We start from the raw sequence: 15,194 nt of genomic DNA, 5'->3' as shown, positions 1-15,194 counted from the left end.
GCTCACGCCCCCGCGGCGTCGGCGGTGTCCGGTGCCGGGGCGTCTCTGGGCTGCCCCCGCAGGATGGAGTTGCCCTCGTGGGTGGCCTCGGGGGCGGTGACGTCGAGGTTCAGGCGGCCGCTGAGGCCGTAGAAGGCGACCGGATTGCGCCACAGCACGCGGTCGACGTCGTCCTCGGTGAAGCCCTCGGCGAGCATCAGGTCGGCGACCTTGCGGGTCTTGAGGGGGTCGCTCTTCCCCCAGTCGGCGGCGGAGTTCACCAGTACCTGCTCGGGGCCGTGGGCGCGCAGGATGGCGACCATCCGCTCCTCGTCCATCTTGGTGTCGGGATAGACGGAGAAACCGAGCCAGGCGCCGCTGTCCTTGGCCTCCTTGACGGTGGTCTCGTTGAGGTGGTCGATCAGCACCCGCTCCACCGGCAGCGCGGACTCGCGGACCACGTCGAGGGTGCGGCGCAGCCCCGCGAGCTTGTCCCGGTGCGGGGTGTGCACCAGCGCGGGCAGGCCGTGGTCGGCGGCCATCTGCAGCTGGGCGGCGAGGGCGGTGTCCTCGGCGGGGGTCATGGAGTCGTAGCCGATCTCGCCGACGGCGACGACGTTGTCCTTGACCAGATAGCGGGGCAGCGCGTCCAGGACGGGGGTGCAGCGCGGGTCGCCCGCCTCCTTGGGGTTGAGGGCGAGGGTGCAGTGGTGGGCGATGCCGTACTGGGCGGCGCGGAAGGGTTCCCAGCCGAGGAGGGAGTCGAAGTAGTCGAAGAAGGAGGCCGGGGAGGTGCGGGGCTGGCCGAGCCAGAAGGAGGGTTCGACGACGGCGCGGACGCCCGCGGCGTACATGGCCTCGTAGTCGTCGGTGGTGCGCGACGTCATGTGGATGTGGGGGTCGAAGATGCGCATCAGGACTCCTTGCCGTGGGGGACGTCCGGGCCGTGCGGGTGGTCCGTGCCGGGGGCCGGGCCGGCGGACTCGCACCCCGGCTCGGTCAGGGCCAGAACGCGGTGCAGATCCTCCGGGACGGTGCGGCCGGCAGCGGTGCGTTCGGCGGCGTAGTCGCCGAGCATGCGGGCCAGTTCGCCGTCGCCCCGGGCGCGCCGGGCGAGGTCGGCGACCAGGTCGACGGCGACACCGGTGAACAGGCACTTCAGTACGGCGTGCCGCCAGGCGTGGGCGTCGAGGTGGCGGGCGCCGTACGGGCCGAGCGCGGCGGCGACCAGCCGGGTGTCGTTGGTGCGCAGGGCGTCCTCGACGAGCGGGAGCGCCTCCGGCCCGGGCACCAGGTGGGGCAGGGCGTGCAGGACGGCGCGGCGTTCGTCGGCGGTGCCCTGGAAGTACACCCGGGTCAGGGCGTCGGCGTCGGCGCGGGCCGCGTGCAGGATGAGGACGCGGGCGGCCTCGGCGTGCTCGGGGCCGCAGCGGCGGCCCGCCTCGGCGAGGCGCAGTTCCCACACCGAGATCGGTCCGTGGGTGCCGGGGTGGGCGGTGGCCTCGTCCAGGGCCTGGTCGAACCAGGCGCGGGCGGCGCCGTCGAGCCGTGCCGCGAGGTGGCGGCGCAGGTCGGCGGGCGGGGTGAGGGCGGGGGTGGTGCCGTCACAGGAGATTGCCGGTCTGCCGGTGGTGTCTGCCTCCGGGCCGGCCGGGGTCGCGTGCGGGCGGGTCATGGGGTGGTGCTCCCTTCGGGGGTGGCGGAGGGATCGCCGTGGGAGGGGACGGTGGAGGGACCGGTGGCGGTCCGTGCCGCGAGGCGGGCGGCGCGACGGAGGTACGGCAGGGAGTGGGCGGCGAAGCGGGGGCCGGCGTGGGAGTGGCGGGGCAGTTCGACGACCGTCAGGCCCTGGTACCCGGTGGCGGCGAGGGCCGCGAGGACGGGCGGGAAGTCGATCTCGCCGTCCCCGAACGGCAGGTGTTCGTGGATGCCGCGCCGCATGTCCTCGATCTGCACGTGGCGCAGCCAGGGGGCTGCCTCGCGGACGCAGTCGGCGGGCGCGAGGGGTTCGAGGCACTGGCAGTGGCCGATGTCCAGGGTGAGGCCGAGCGGCTCGGGGTCGCCGAGGGCGCGGCGCAGCTGGTGGAAGTCGGCGAGGGTGGCGAGGAGGTGGCCGGGTTCCGGTTCGACGGCGAGCGGGACGCCGGCGGAGGACGCGGCGTCCAGCACCGGGGTGAGGGACTCGGTGAGGCGTTTCCAGGCGGTGTCCTCGTCGGTGCCGTCGGGCACGGTGCCGCTGAAGCAGTGCACGGCGTGCGCCCCGAGGTCGGCCGCCACCCGCACGGCCCGCAGCAGCAGGTCGACGCGGCGCGCCCGGTCGTCGGGGTCGGGGTCGAGCAGGGACGGGCCGTGTTTGCGCCGGGGGTCGAGGACGTAGCGGGCGCCGGTCTCCACCGTGACGCCGAGCCCCAGTTCCTCCAGCCGGCGGGCGACCCGCCGGGTGCGGGCGGCGAGGTCCGGGGCGAGCGGGTCGAGGTGCATGTGGTCGAGGGTCAGGCCCACGCCGTCGTAACCGAGGTCGGCCAGCAGGGCGAGGGCGTCGTCGAGGCGGAGGTCGGCGAGGCCGTTGGTGCCGTACCCGAAACGCAGCGGCAGCGCCGGGGGCTCGTGCGGGGTCATGTGATGCTCACCTTCCTCATGGCGCGCCTGCGGGCGAACGCCCGGCCCGCGGGGGCCAGGGCGGCGATCAGCAGGGACGTGACGGGCGCGCCGGACCGGGCGGCGAGCGCGGCCTGCAGCGGGACGGTGGCGCGGATGCCGCCTCCGACGGCGCGCTGGGTGAGCGGGGGTGAGGGGTTGAGCGCGGCGTGGAAGTACGGCCGCCCGGCCGTGGCGGCGTACGCGGCGGCCAGCGCGGCGGTGACGGCGCCGGCGGGCGTGGGCCGGGCGCCGCCCGGGGTGGAACCCGGCAGGCCGGGGGCGGCTGCTGCCCGCCGGCCTGCCGGGAGTCGGGTACGGCCACGGGTGGCCAGGCAGGTCAGGACGCCCGTCGCCGCGAGGGCCGCGAGCGGGGCCGCCGCGGAGCCCCCGGTGGTCTCACGCCGGGAGACGGCGGTGACCGCGAGCGTGTGGCAGCCGAGCAGGGCCGCGGAGGGCGCGGCGGCCTTGGTGTCACCGGCGGCCGCCGCGCCCATCAGCAGGTCCAGCGCACGGGCGGCGGCCATGGCGGCGGGGCCCGCGGGCGTGTGCTTCAGCGCCAGGTCGTACGCCCAGACCGTCGCCGCCAGCGGTGCTGCCACCGCGAGGGCGGGCCGGCCGGCTCGGGCGGCGAACAGCAGCCCGGCGCCGGTGAGTCCGCAGGCGGCGGCGAACGCGGCGGCGGGGCGGACCCGGCCCGACGGGAGGGGGCGGTGCGGGCGTTCCACGGCGTCCTCGTCGCGGTCGGCCCAGTCGTTCAGCACCATGCCGGCCGCGTACAGGCACAGCGAGGATGCGACGGGGAGCAGCGCGCGGGCGCCCGGGGTCCGGCCGGCCGCCGCCACACCCGCCAGGGTGTCGCCGGGGACGGTGAACAGGGCGGGCAGCCGCACCAGTTCGGCCCAGGCGGCGGCGTGACCGGGGCGTGGGGCGGCCCGCGGGGCGGTCCCCGGCGCCGGGGTTTTGGCCCCGGACGTGGTGTCCGGGGCCGCGGGGGCGGGCGGGGCGGGCCGGTGCGGGGACACGAGGCGGGTCATCGCCGGGCCTCGCTGTCCCCCGCGTCGTCGCGCAGGCGGGCGGCGAAGCGTCGCAGCTCCGTGTACTGCTCGCCCAGGGACGACGGGCCGTCGCCGACCGGGTCCTTGAAGTAGAAGCCGAGTTCGCCCAGCGGGCCGGTCAGCCTCTTCTCCTGGGCGCGTACCAGCAGCCGGGCCAGGTCCAGCACCAGGGGCGCGGCGAGGGCGGAGTCGCAGCCCTGCCAGATGGTCTGCAGGATCATGCGGGAGCCGAGGAAACCGTCGAAGGCGATGTGGTCCCAGGCGGTCTTCCAGTCCCCCAGCGCGGGCACGTCGTCGATGTGCACCTCGCCCTGCGGTGCCGCGCCGAGGGTGTCGGCGAGGACGCGTTCCTTGCCCGCGTTCTTCGCGGCGGCCGCCGCGGGGTCGGCGAGGGCGGCGCCGTCACCGCCGCCCAGCAGGTTGGTGCCGGACCAGGCCCGCACGGCGAGGGCCCGCTGCTGGAACATCGGGCCGAGCACGGAGCGGAGCAGGGTCTGCCCGGTCTTGCCGTCACGGCCCGCGTACGGCACGCCGGAGGACGCGGCGAGGTCTGCCAGCGCCGGGTGGTGCAGGCCGGTGGAGGGGGTGAAGTTGGCGTAGGCGCAGCCGGCGCGCAGGGCGGCGGCCGCGTAGAGGGAGCTGGGCGGCAGGGCGCCGTCCGTGGGGGCGGGCTCGGTGGAGGCGACGTTCACCACGACGGCGCCCGCGAGGTCGTTGCGGCGCACGAAGTCACGGATGTCGGCGGCGAACACCTCGATCCAGTCGTCGTCGGTGCGGGCCGGGACGGTGTCCGTGCCCTCCGGGACGGGGCCGCCGGGCCTGATCTCCCGGTCGGCGGCGACCAGTTCGGCGTGCACGGCGGCGGGCAGGCCGTGCGGCAGGACACCGCCGTCGGCGAGGTGCTCGGCGCGCTTGGGGAGCGGGCAGTCGACGGTGTCGTGCCCGCCGAAGACGAGGGACGACAACGATGGCAGACCGCACGCGGCGAAGTCGGCCGTCTCGGTGACCATGCCGGTCGCCGGGTGGAGTCCGGCGGCGACGGCGGCACAGCCCGCGACGGCGGTCGTGGCCACGGACCCACGGGCGCCGACGAACCAGACGCCGTGGCGGGGAGCGGAGGACGAAGGGGTGGGGGCGGTGGGAGTGGGGATGGACGACGGTTCGGCGGACATGGGCAGCCTCCTTGTCGAACGCGAACCGGGTGGCGGTACGCCGGCCCGGGGGCCGGACGGTGTGCCGGACTCGGGCCCGGGCGTGTGCCCGGTCCCGAGGACGAACGAGGTGTCGGGGAGAGGCCGGCGGGCGCCGGACCCGAAGACCGGCGGGTGCCGAGCCACGGACCGGCGGGGTGCCGGACCGGGGCAGGCGGATGCCGGACCCGAGGCTCGGCCAGGGTGCCGAGCCACGGACCGACGAGGTGCCCGGCCACGGACCGGCTGGGTGCCGAGCCACGGACCGGCGAGGTGCCGGGCCGAGGGCAGGCGGGGCGCCGGCCCCCGGTCGGCGGGGGTGTCGGGCCGTGAGGCCCGGGGAGGCGGCGGGCGGAGGTCCGGCGTCCTTCGCCCGCCGCCGTTCTCGGTGCCCTAGGAGGGCAGTTCCTTCAGCTGGATGTTGCGGAAGGACACATGGTCGTCGGCCCCGTGGTTCTGCAGGCCGATGTACCCGTCGGTCAGGCTCCGCTGCGGGTCCTTGTTGGTGAAGTCGTTGATCTTGACTCCGTTGAGGAACACCTGCAGCCGCTCGCCCTGGACCTTGATCTCGTAGGAGTTCCACTGCCCCGGCGGGCGCAGCACCTGGTCACGGGCCTTGATGTTCGCCGCCTTGAACGTGTAGATCGCACCCGTGGTGCGGTCCACCGCGTCCGTCGCGTCGATCTGGACCTCGTACCCCTTGTCGACCGCGGACCACGGGTCGTCGGAGGCCGGGAAGCCCACGAAGACACCGGAGTTGTCGTCGCCGCTCATCTTCCAGTCGAGCTTGAGCGAGTACGACCCCAGCTCCTTGGCCTGGTACCAGAGCAGACCCATGCCGCCCTCGGACTGCAGGGTGCCGTCCACGACGTTGAACTTGCCGGGGCCGGCCTGCTTCCAGCCGTCCAGGGTCTGGCCGTTGAAGATCTTCCGGTAGCCCTTGTCCGGCTTGCAGTCCGCCTTCACCTGGCCGGTGGCGTACTGCAGACCGCCGAGCAGGTGGGCGCGGAAGGCCTCGTCGGCGTACGACTCCTTGGTGTGGCCACCGCCCGTGTAGAAGGAGCGGCCGCCGCCGTAGGTCTGGCACCAGGCGATCGGGTGGTCGCCCTTCATGGTGCCGCCCTGGTAGGTGGTCTCGTCCAGGGTGGCGAGGACCTTGGCCTGCTCACGCGGGTTGGTGCGGTAGTTGTACCACTCGTCGGTCCGCTCCCACGCGTCGTCCAGGTGGGCGGTGGCGGGGTGGTCGTGGTCCTCCACGCGCACGGTGGCCTTCTGGATGGCCGGGTGCGAGTGGAAGTACGCGCCGACGAGTCCGCCGTAGAACTCCCAGTCGTACTCGGTGTCGGCGGCGGCGTGGATGCCCAGGTAGCCGCCGCCGTTCTTGACGTAGTTCTCGAACGCCTTCTGCTGGTCGGCGTTGAGGACGTCACCGGTGGTGGACAGGAAGGCGACCGCGTCGTACTTGGCGAGGTTGGCGGTGGTGAACTGTCCGGCCTCCTCGGTAGCCGTGACCGAGATGCCGGCCGGGGCGCCGAGTTCCTTCAGGGCGGCGACACCGGTCTCGATGGAGTCGTGCCGGAAGCCGGCGGTCTTCGAGAAGACCAGGACCTTCTTGCCCTGCTTGAACGGCTCGCTGGAGAACTCGAAGTCGTCCACGTCGTACAGCGCGCCGTCACCGCCCCTGAAGACCAGGTAGATCTCGGTGGTCTTCTTCGGCAGTGCCCGCAGCGGAACGTCGACGTCCTGGAACGTCTCCCAGCTGCCGGTCGGCGGGATGTACGCCGAGCCGTGCAGCGGGCCCTCGGGCGAGCCGGTGCGCAGCTCGAGGAAGCCGCCGGAGCCGCCGGAGGAGGCGCGTACGGTCATCTTCTTCTGCCCGGCGAAGCGGTAGGGGCTGAAGGAGATCCAGTCGCCGTCGTGGATGTCACCGACGGTCTTGCCGCCGTTGGCCTGCGTCTTGTCGAAGACGTTCACGCCGGACTGGGACGTGAAGTGCTCGGCCTGGCGGTGCAGCGGCTGGACGACGGTGCGCGCGGTGCCGGTCAGGGCCTCCTGGCCGTTGGCTCCGCCGTCGGTGTAACTGGCCCCGACGACACCGTAGATGTTGGCGTTGGGGTCGTGGCCGCCGTCACCGGCGGGCGGCTTGAGGGTGCCCTCGCAGCCCGTCTCGCTGGTCAGCTCGTGGGCGTGGGAGTCGTGGCCGAGGCTGTAGGCGACCTTGACCTTGGAGCAGTCGATCGTCTCCTCGGGGTCGGTGACGGTCACCTTGAACGGCACCGGCTCACCGAAGGCGGCCAGGCTGCCGTTGCCGGGCACCTCGATCTTCACCTTGGGCTCGGTGTTGCCGACGACGATCCGGGCGCTGGCGTTGCCGGTGTTGCCCTCGGGGTCGGTGGCGGTGAAGGTCGCGGTGTAGGTGCCGACCTTCTTGTACTTGTGGGTGGGGTTCAGCCCCTCGCCCTTGGTGCCGTCACCGAAGTCCCAGGCGTAGGTGAGGTCCGGGGAGTCGGCGTCCTCGGCGGTGGCGGTGAACGTGACCTTCAGGCCGGCCGCGCCGGACGTCCGGTCGGCGCTCACCCCGACGATCGGGGAGAAGCCGTCCTCGGCGTTCTCGATGCGGTACAGCCCGGAGTACTGGTCGCCCTGGAACCAGGACAGGCCGTAGTCGAGGACGTAGAGCGCGCCGTCGGGGCCGAACTCCATGTCCATGATCTGGGTGCCGGTCCACGGGAAGTCGTTGATCTTCGCGACCGAGCCGTCCTCGTTCTGCTCGATGCGCTTGATCCAGCGGCGTCCGAACTCACCCGCGAAGAAGTCGCCGTCGAACTCCTCGGGGAACTTCACCGACGACTCCAGGTCGGGGTCGTAGCGGTAGACCGGGCCTCCCATCGGGGACTCGGAGCCGGTGCCGAACTCGGGGACGGAGCCGTCGTCGTAGGGGATCCAGGCGGGCTGGGCGGGCGGCAGGTCGACCAGGCCGGTGTTGTGCCGGGAGGTGTTCTTCGGCGCGGAGCAGTCGAACGTGTCGCCCGAGGCGCCGGTGGCGAAGTCGTAGTCGACGTAGGCGTCGTTGTCGCCGGTGCAGAACGGCCAGCCGAAGTTGGCGGCCTTCGTCACCTTGGCGAACTCGACCTGTCCGGCCGGGCCGCGGGTGGGGCTGGCGGCGCCGGCGTCGGGGCCGTAGTCACCGACGTAGACGATGCCGGTCTTCTCGTCCACGCTGATGCGGAACGGGTTGCGGAAGCCCATCGCGTAGATCTCGGGACGGGTCTTGTCGGTGCCCGGCGGGAAGAGGTTGCCCTCCGGGATGGTGTACGAGCCGTCCTCGGCGACCTTGATACGCAGGATCTTGCCGCGCAGGTCGTTGGTGTTGCCGGAGCTGCGGCGCGCGTCGAACGCGGGGTTGCGGTCCGGCCGCTCGTCGATCGGCGTGTAGCCGTCGGAGGCGAAGGGGTTGGTGTCGTCGCCGGTGGACAGGTAGAGGTTGCCCTCGGCGTCGAAGTCGATGTCGCCGCCGACGTGGCAGCAGGTGCCGCGGGAGGCCGCGACGTCGAGGACCTTCTTCTCGCTGGCGAGGTCGAGGGTGCCGTTGGGGTTCAGCACGAACCGGGAGAGGCGGTTGACGCCGTCGAACTTGGCGAAGTCCGCGGCGGTGCCGTTCTCCGGGGCGTCCCCGGCGGGGGTGTCGAGCGGCGGGGCGTAGTAGAGGTAGATCGCCCGGTTGGTCTCGAAGTCGGGGTCGACTCCGACGCCCTGCAGACCCTCCTCGTCGTGGTTGTACACGTCCAGACGGCCGGCGACCTTGGTGGTGCCGCCCGCGTCGGTGAGGCGCAGGGTGCCGTCCCGGGACGTGTGCAGGACGCTGCGGTCCGGCAGCACGGCGAGCGACATCGGCTCGCCCGTCTCGGGCTCGCCCTTGGCGAGCGGGACCTGCTGGAACTGGCCCTCGGCCGCGGCCGGCTGGTCGTGCTCCGGGTGGCCGGGGTGGGCGCCGGCGACGGTGGCCGGGGTGCCCACGGCCAGCAGCAGGCCGGTGACGAGGGCGAGGGTGGTGCGGAAGGCGGGGCGCGTCGTGGTGCGGGTGGATTTGAGTCTTCTTCTGTGCACGAAGTCCCTCCGGGAACGGGATGGGGCCGTACGGAACAGGTGCTGATCGTGCGGTGCGTGCGGGCGCCGGGGTGCGCCGTCACCCCGGAGGCGTGGGTGTCCTGAACACTTCAGGGACGGTAACCGCGTTCTTCCTGGGACAACACCCCTTGGACCGCTACTGGTTCAACTTTTTCCCACGAGAGGACAAAGCGGTTTCCGGGCAGGCCGGAGCGGGGGCCGACGGCTTCGCCGGCCCCCGTCCCCGACCTGTCGCCGGACCCGGGTCGGTCAGCTGTTGAAGGCCGCGTCGAAGGACGCGGTGGGCGGGTCGAAGTCGAACGCCTTGAGGCGCTTCAGCGCCTCCGGGGCGCCCTGGAGGCGGTCCATGCCCGCGTCCTCCCACTCGACGGAGACGGGACCCTGGTAGTCGATGGAGCGCAGCATGCGGAAGACGTCCTCCCAGGGCACGTCACCGTGGCCCGCGGAGACGAAGTCCCAGCCGCGCCGGGGGTCGCCCCACGGCAGGTGGGAGCCGAGCCGGCCGTTGCGGCCGTCCAGACGCTTGCGGGCCTCCTTGCAGTCGACGTGGTAGATCCGGTCACGGAAGTCCCACAGGAAGCCGACCGGATCGAGGTCCTGCCACACGAAGTGGGACGGGTCGAAGTTCAGCCCGAACGCCGGGCGCCGGTCCACCGCGTCGAGCGCGCGCACGGTGGTCCAGTAGTCGTAGGCGATCTCGCTGGGGTGGACCTCGTGCGCGAAACGCACGCCCTCGGCGTCGAAGACGTCCAGGATCGGGTTCCACCGCTCGGCGAAGTCCTCGTAGCCGCGCTCGATCATCGACTCGGGGGCGGGCGGGAACATGGCGACCAGGTGCCAGATGGCGGAGCCGGTGAAGCCGATGACGGTGTCGACGCCGAGGAGGGCCGCGGCGCGCGCGGTGTCCTTGATCTCGGCGGCGGCCCGCTGCCGTACGCCCTCGGGTTCGCCGTCGCCCCAGATGCGGGGCGGCAGGATGCCCTGGTGGCGTTCGTCGATGATGGCGTCGCAGACCGCCTGGCCGACCAGGTGGTTGGAGACCGCCCAGCACTTCAGGCCGTACTTGTCGAGGAGCTGGTGGCGCCCTGCCACGTAGGACGGGTCGGCAAGGGCCTTGTCCACCTCGAAGTGGTCGCCCCAGCAGGCGAGTTCGAGGCCGTCGTAGCCGAAGTCACGGGCGAGCCGGCAGACCTCCTCGAGCGGCAGGTCGGCCCACTGGCCGGTGAACAGGGTGAAGTTGCGCGGCATCCGTATCCGTCCTCCTCAGGCGGCGATCGGGGTGTAGACGGCGTTCTTCTCGGCGCTCTCCTCCACCGCTGCGAGGACGCGCTGCACCTGGAGTCCGTCCGCGAAGGACGGTTCCGGGCCGCGGCCCTCGGCGATGGCGTGCACCAGGTCGCGGGCCTGGTGCGCGAAGGTGTGCTCGTAGCCGAGCCCGTGGCCCGGCGGCCACCAGGCGTCGAGGTAGGGGTGGTCGGGCTCGGTGACCAGGATCCGGCGGAAGCCGCCGTGCGTCGCGGGCCCGGTGCCGTCGTGGTACTCCAGCTCGTTGAGCCGTTCCAGGTCGAAGGCGAGCGAGCCGCGCTCGCCGTTGAGTTCGATCCGCAGGGCGTTCTTGCGTCCGGTGGCGTACCGGGTGGCCTCGAAGGAGGCGAGGGCGCCGGAGGTGAAACGGCCGGTGAACAGGGCGGCGTCGTCCACGGTGACCGGCCCGGTGCCCGCCGCGGAGACGGCGGCCAGGCCGCTGCTGGGCGCGGTGGGCAGCGGCCGCTCCTTGACGAACGTCTCGGTGAGCGCGGAGACGCCCGCGAGCTGCTCGCCGGCCAGGTACTGGGCGAGGTCGACGATGTGCGCGCCGAGGTCGCCGAGCGAGCCGGATCCCGCCTGTTCCCGGCGCAGCCGCCAGGTGAGCGGGAACTGCGGGTCGACCAGCCAGTCCTGGAGGTAGACCACCCGCACGTGCCGCAGGGTGCCGATGCGGCCCTCCTCCACCATCCGCCGGGCCAGCGCGGTGGCGGGCACCCGGCGGTAGTTGAAGCCGACCATGGCGACCTGGCCGCGGGCCTGCGCGTCCTGTGCGGCGCGGGCCATCGCCTCCGCCTCCGCGACGGTGTTGGCGAGGGGCTTCTCGCACAGCACGTGCTTGCCCGCGGCCAGCGCGGCCAGCGCGATCTCGGCGTGGCTGTCGCCGGGGGTGCAGATGTCGACGAGGTCGATGTCGTCGCGCTCCACCAGGGCGCGCCAGTCGGTCGCGGCCTCCGCCCAGCCGTGCCGGCCGGCCGCCGCCCGCACGGCGTCGGCGTCCCGGCCGCAGATCACGGCCATGTCGGGGCGGAGCGGCAGGTCGAAGACGCGTCCCACGGTGCGCCAGCCCTGGGAGTGGGCGGCGCCCATGAAGGCGTAACCGACCATGCCGATGCGCAGCGGTGGCTTCCCCGTTTCCGCCCCTTCGGACGCTTGCGGCTGTGCCATTCGGAAGTCCTCCTCGTCGTCGTGGCGGGCGGGGCGGTCCCCGCCCGGTGGGCTGGTCAGGCCCGTGGGGCGGGGCTCCTCACCGGAAGCCGGTGGGCATGTACTGGTCGACGTTCTCCTTGTCGACGACGGCCGAGTAGCAGGTCACCGACGAGGGGATCTCGAACTCGGCCAGGCCGCCGATGCCCTTGCCCTGGCCGAGGGCCCGGGCGAGGTCGATGGCGGAGGCGGCCATGGTCGGCGGGTACAGGACGGTGGCCTTCAGGACGCCGTTGTCGGCCTTGATGGCCTCGAACGCGGAGAGCGCCCCGGCGCCGCCCACCATCAGGAAGTCGTCCCGCCCTGCCTGCTCGATGGCGCGCAGGGCGCCCACGCCCTGGTCGTCGTCGTGGTTCCACAGCGCGTCGAACTGCGACTGGGCCTGGAGCAGCTGGGCCATCTTGGCCTGTCCGGACTCGACGGTGAACTCGGCGGCCTGGCGGGCCACCTTGCGGATGTTCGGGTAGTTCTTCAGCGCGTCGTCGAAGCCCTGGGTGCGCTGCTTGGTCAGCTCCAGGTTGTCCAGGCCGGCCAGCTCGATGACCTTGGCGTCGGACTTGTCCTTGAGCTTCTCGCCGATGTAGTGCCCGGCGTTCAGGCCCATGCCGTAGTTGTCGCCGCCGACCCAGCAGCGGTACGCCTGCGGGGTGTTGAAGATGCGGTCGAGGTTGACGACCGGGATGCCGGCGCGCATGGCCTTCAGGCCGACCTGGGTGAGCGCCTTGCCGTCGGCCGGCAGGATGACCAGGACGTCGACCTTCTTGTTGATGAGGGTCTCGATCTGGCCGATCTGCTGGGCGGTGTCGTTGGAGCCCTCGGTGCTCTCCAGCGTGACGTCGGAGTACTTCTCGGCGCGCTTCTTGGCGTTGTCGTTGATCGCGTTGAGCCAGCCGTGGTCGGCCTGCGGTCCGGCGAAGCCGATGGTGACCTGCTTGCCGGGCTTGTCGTCGGCGGCCGGCTGGTTGTCGGCGGCGGGCTCGTCGCCGCCGCTGGGCTCGTTGCTGGTGCAGCCGGTGACGAGAACGCCGGCGGAGACGGCGGCGGCCCCGAAGAGGAGCCCTCTGCGGCTGGTGAACGTCGGCTCTGGCATGGCGGTGAACCCTTCCCTCAGGTCGTGCTCGCGGTACGCCGCTGGACCAGCACGGCGGCGACGATGATCGCGCCCTTGGCGATCTGCTGGACGTCGGTCTGCAGGTTGTTCAGGGCGAAGATGTTGGTGATGGTGGTGAAGATCAGGACGCCGAGGACGGAGCCGACGATGGTGCCGCGGCCCCCGGTGAGCAGGGTGCCGCCGATGATCGCGGCGGCGATGGCGTCGAGTTCGTAGAGGTTGCCGTTGGTGTTCTGGCCGGAGCCGGCCAGCACGATCAGCAGGAACGCGGCGATGCCGCAGCACAGTCCGGACAGCAGGTACAGGTAGAGCCGCTGGCGGCGGACGTCGATGCCGGCCAGCCGGGCGGCCTCCGCGTTGCCGCCGACGGCGACGGAGCGGCGGCCGAACGTGGTGCGGTTGAGGACCAGCCAGCCGATGACGGTGACCGCGGCGAACACCAGCACCAGCGGGGGGACGCCCAGCACGTAGGCGTCGCGCTCGCCGAGGTCGAGGACGCTGTCGACGGTGACGATCTGCGTCCGCCCGTCGGTGATCTGCAGGGCGAGGCCGCGGGCCGAGGCGAGCATGGCCAGGGTGGCGATGAACGGCACCATCCCGCCGTACGCGATGAGCACCCCGTTGACCAGACCGCAGCCGAGGCCGACCAGGACGGCGGTGAAGAGGATGCCGGCGAAGCCGTACTCCTGGGTGGCGACGGTGGTGGCCCACACCGAGGCGAGGGCGACGATCGCGCCGACCGACAGGTCGATGCCGCCGGAGATGATCACGAACGTCATGCCGACGGTGACGACACCGATGACGGACGCCTGGGTGAGGACCAGCTGGAGGTTGCGGGTGTCCAGGAACTGGTCCGGCTTGGTGAGGCCGCCGATCAGGATCAGCACGGCGAGCACGCCGAGCAGGGACAGGGTGCGCACGTCGGCGCGGAACAACACGGCCCGCCAGGCGGGCTTCTCGGCGGCCGACGGCACCTTGTCGGTGCTGTCCCGCGGCGGGGAGACGGGCTGCGTCATGACGCCGGGCTTCCTTCCATGACCAGGTCGAGTACACGGTGTTCGTCGAGTTCGCGGGCGGGCGCCGTGTGGACGACGGTGCCCTCGCGCAGCACCAGGACGCGGTCGGCGAGGCCGAGGACCTCGGGGACCTCGCTGGACACCAGCAGCACGGCGAGGCCCTCGTCGGCCAACCGCCTGACGACGGCGTACAGTTCGGCCCGCGCGCCGACGTCGACGCCGCGGGTGGGTTCGTCGAGCAGCAGCACCCGGCAGCCGCGCAGCAGCCAGCGGGCGAGCACGGCCTTCTGCTGGTTGCCGCCGGACAGGGTGCGCACGGGCACGTCGGGGTTGTCGGGCCGCAGGGACAGCTCCCGGACCGCCGCGCGCGCCGCCCCCAGTTCGGCGCCGCGGTCGATCCAGCCGGCCCGCGCGAAGCGGGACATCGAGGAGACGGACACGTTGCGGGTGACCGACTCCAGCATCAGCAGGGCCTGCGCCTTGCGTTCCTCGGGCGCGAGGCCGAGTCCGGCGCGGACGGCGGCGCGGACGCTGCCCGGCCGGAGGGGCTTGCCGTCGACGAGGACCCGGCCGGTGTCCGGCTTGCGGGCGCCGTAGACGGTCTCCAGGATCTCGGACCGCCCGGACCCGACGAGCCCGGCGAGACCGACGATCTCGCCGGGGCGGATCTGGAGGTCGAGCGGGGCGAACTCGCCCTGGCGGGACAGGTTCTCGACGGTCAGCACCGGTTCGCCGGCGGTCGGTGCGGCGGCGGGCCGGGGCGGGAAGACGTACTCGACGTTGCGTCCCGTCATCAGCGAGACGACCTCGCTGGTGGGCGTCGACCTGGCGGGGAGCCCGCGGGCCACCGCCCGGCCGTCCTTCAGCACGGTCACGCGGTCGCCGATGCGGCGGATCTCCTCCAGGCGGTGGGAGATGTACACGACGGCGACGCCCTCGGCGGTCAGGTCGCCGACGATGCGGAAGAGGTTGTCGACCTCGTCCGGGTCGAGCGCGGCGGACGGTTCGTCCATCACGATCAGCCGTACGTCGTGGGAGAGGGCGCGGGCCATCGACACGATCTGCTGGTGCGCGGCGGAGAGGTCTCCGACCAGCCGGCCGGGGTCGATCTCCGGGTGTCCGAGCCGCTTCAGCAGGTCGGCGGTGGACGACTTGGTGGCGCGTCCGCGGACGACGAAGCCGGCGGCGGTGGGTTCGTGGCCGAGGTGGACGTTCTCCGCGACCGACAGGTGCTCCACCAGGTCGAGTTCCTGGTAGATGGTGGCGATGCCGAGGCGCATGGCGGCGATCGGCGAGCGCAGGGTGACGTCGTCGCCGCGCCAGCGGATCGTGCCCGTGTCGGGCTGGTGGGCGCCGGCCAGCACCTTGATCAGGGTGGACTTGCCGGCGCCGTTCTGGCCGAGCAGGCAGTGCACCTCGCCGGCCTGGACGTCGAGGTCGACGCCGTCCAGGGCCCGGACTCCCGGGAAGGACTTGGTGATGCCGGACATGGTGAGCAGCGGTGGTTCTGGTGCCATGCGGATTCCCCTCGGCGGGCGGTACGGGGCCGGTGGCCCCTCGCGGG

The 15,194-nt window shown here is 72.8% G+C and carries 11 protein-coding genes; all 11 read right to left on the bottom strand.

Annotated elements, in window-relative coordinates; genetic code table 11:
- Positions 1-2: 2 nt before the first annotated feature.
- Complete coding sequence (locus ACIF8S_RS20705) at positions 3-893, bottom strand: TatD family hydrolase (protein WP_400000667.1); 891 nt, start codon at positions 891-893, stop codon at positions 3-5.
- On the bottom strand, positions 893-1,654 hold the full coding sequence (locus tag ACIF8S_RS20700; RefSeq protein ID WP_400000666.1) for an EboA domain-containing protein: 762 nt from the start codon (positions 1,652-1,654) through the stop codon (positions 893-895). The genes ACIF8S_RS20705 and ACIF8S_RS20700 overlap by 1 nt, the downstream gene beginning before the upstream one ends.
- A complete protein-coding gene (locus ACIF8S_RS20695) occupies positions 1,651-2,598 on the bottom strand; it encodes a sugar phosphate isomerase/epimerase family protein (protein WP_400000664.1) in 948 nt (315 codons plus the stop codon). The genes ACIF8S_RS20700 and ACIF8S_RS20695 overlap by 4 nt, the downstream gene beginning before the upstream one ends.
- A complete protein-coding gene (locus tag ACIF8S_RS20690) occupies positions 2,595-3,653 on the bottom strand; it encodes an SCO3242 family prenyltransferase (RefSeq protein ID WP_400000662.1) in 1,059 nt (352 codons plus the stop codon). The genes ACIF8S_RS20695 and ACIF8S_RS20690 overlap by 4 nt, the downstream gene beginning before the upstream one ends.
- Entirely contained in the window at positions 3,650-4,846 is a 1,197-nt protein-coding gene (locus ACIF8S_RS20685; protein WP_400000660.1) for an inositol-3-phosphate synthase, read from the bottom strand. The genes ACIF8S_RS20690 and ACIF8S_RS20685 overlap by 4 nt, the downstream gene beginning before the upstream one ends.
- A 411-nt stretch (positions 4,847-5,257) precedes the next feature.
- Positions 5,258-8,971, bottom strand: a complete 3,714-nt coding sequence (locus ACIF8S_RS20680) for a ThuA domain-containing protein (RefSeq protein WP_400000659.1) — start codon at positions 8,969-8,971, stop codon at positions 5,258-5,260.
- A 270-nt stretch (positions 8,972-9,241) separates the two neighbouring features.
- Positions 9,242-10,240 (bottom strand): sugar phosphate isomerase/epimerase family protein, encoded by a 999-nt coding sequence (locus ACIF8S_RS20675; RefSeq protein ID WP_349800248.1) that lies wholly within the window; start codon positions 10,238-10,240, stop codon positions 9,242-9,244.
- A gap of 15 nt (positions 10,241-10,255) precedes the next feature.
- Positions 10,256-11,464 (bottom strand): Gfo/Idh/MocA family protein, encoded by a 1,209-nt coding sequence (locus tag ACIF8S_RS20670; protein WP_400000657.1) that lies wholly within the window; start codon positions 11,462-11,464, stop codon positions 10,256-10,258.
- Between the two features lie 79 nt (positions 11,465-11,543).
- Positions 11,544-12,593, bottom strand: coding sequence for a substrate-binding domain-containing protein (locus ACIF8S_RS20665; RefSeq protein ID WP_349800244.1), 1,050 nt, complete (start codon positions 12,591-12,593; stop codon positions 11,544-11,546).
- A 17-nt stretch (positions 12,594-12,610) separates the two neighbouring features.
- Entirely contained in the window at positions 12,611-13,630 is a 1,020-nt protein-coding gene (locus ACIF8S_RS20660) for an ABC transporter permease (RefSeq protein ID WP_145826328.1), read from the bottom strand.
- Positions 13,627-15,147, bottom strand: coding sequence for a sugar ABC transporter ATP-binding protein (locus ACIF8S_RS20655; protein ID WP_400000655.1), 1,521 nt, complete (start codon positions 15,145-15,147; stop codon positions 13,627-13,629). Before ACIF8S_RS20655 ends, ACIF8S_RS20660 begins: the two co-directional genes overlap by 4 nt.
- Between the last annotated feature and the right edge of the window lie 47 nt (positions 15,148-15,194).

Source organism: Streptomyces sp. NPDC085937, assembly GCF_044540535.1.
Classification (GTDB): Bacteria; Actinomycetota; Actinomycetes; order Streptomycetales; family Streptomycetaceae; genus Streptomyces.
This window is presented reverse-complemented; position numbering and strand designations above follow the sequence as displayed.

What these genes read in the sequence shown, in the direction of transcription:
- ACIF8S_RS20705 (WP_400000667.1), bottom strand. Translation starts at nt 893, where the DNA reads ATGCGCATCTTCGACCCCCACATCCACATGACGTCGCGCACCACCGAC.
- ACIF8S_RS20700 (WP_400000666.1), bottom strand. Translation starts at nt 1,654, where the DNA reads ATGACCCGCCCGCACGCGACCCCGGCCGGCCCGGAGGCAGACACCACC.
- ACIF8S_RS20695 (WP_400000664.1), bottom strand. Translation starts at nt 2,598, where the DNA reads ATGACCCCGCACGAGCCCCCGGCGCTGCCGCTGCGTTTCGGGTACGGC.
- ACIF8S_RS20690 (WP_400000662.1), bottom strand. Translation starts at nt 3,653, where the DNA reads ATGACCCGCCTCGTGTCCCCGCACCGGCCCGCCCCGCCCGCCCCCGCG.
- ACIF8S_RS20685 (WP_400000660.1), bottom strand. Translation starts at nt 4,846, where the DNA reads ATGTCCGCCGAACCGTCGTCCATCCCCACTCCCACCGCCCCCACCCCT.
- ACIF8S_RS20675 (WP_349800248.1), bottom strand. Translation starts at nt 10,240, where the DNA reads ATGCCGCGCAACTTCACCCTGTTCACCGGCCAGTGGGCCGACCTGCCG.
- ACIF8S_RS20670 (WP_400000657.1), bottom strand. Translation starts at nt 11,464, where the DNA reads ATGGCACAGCCGCAAGCGTCCGAAGGGGCGGAAACGGGGAAGCCACCG.
- ACIF8S_RS20665 (WP_349800244.1), bottom strand. Translation starts at nt 12,593, where the DNA reads ATGCCAGAGCCGACGTTCACCAGCCGCAGAGGGCTCCTCTTCGGGGCC.
- ACIF8S_RS20660 (WP_145826328.1), bottom strand. Translation starts at nt 13,630, where the DNA reads ATGACGCAGCCCGTCTCCCCGCCGCGGGACAGCACCGACAAGGTGCCG.
- ACIF8S_RS20655 (WP_400000655.1), bottom strand. Translation starts at nt 15,147, where the DNA reads ATGGCACCAGAACCACCGCTGCTCACCATGTCCGGCATCACCAAGTCC.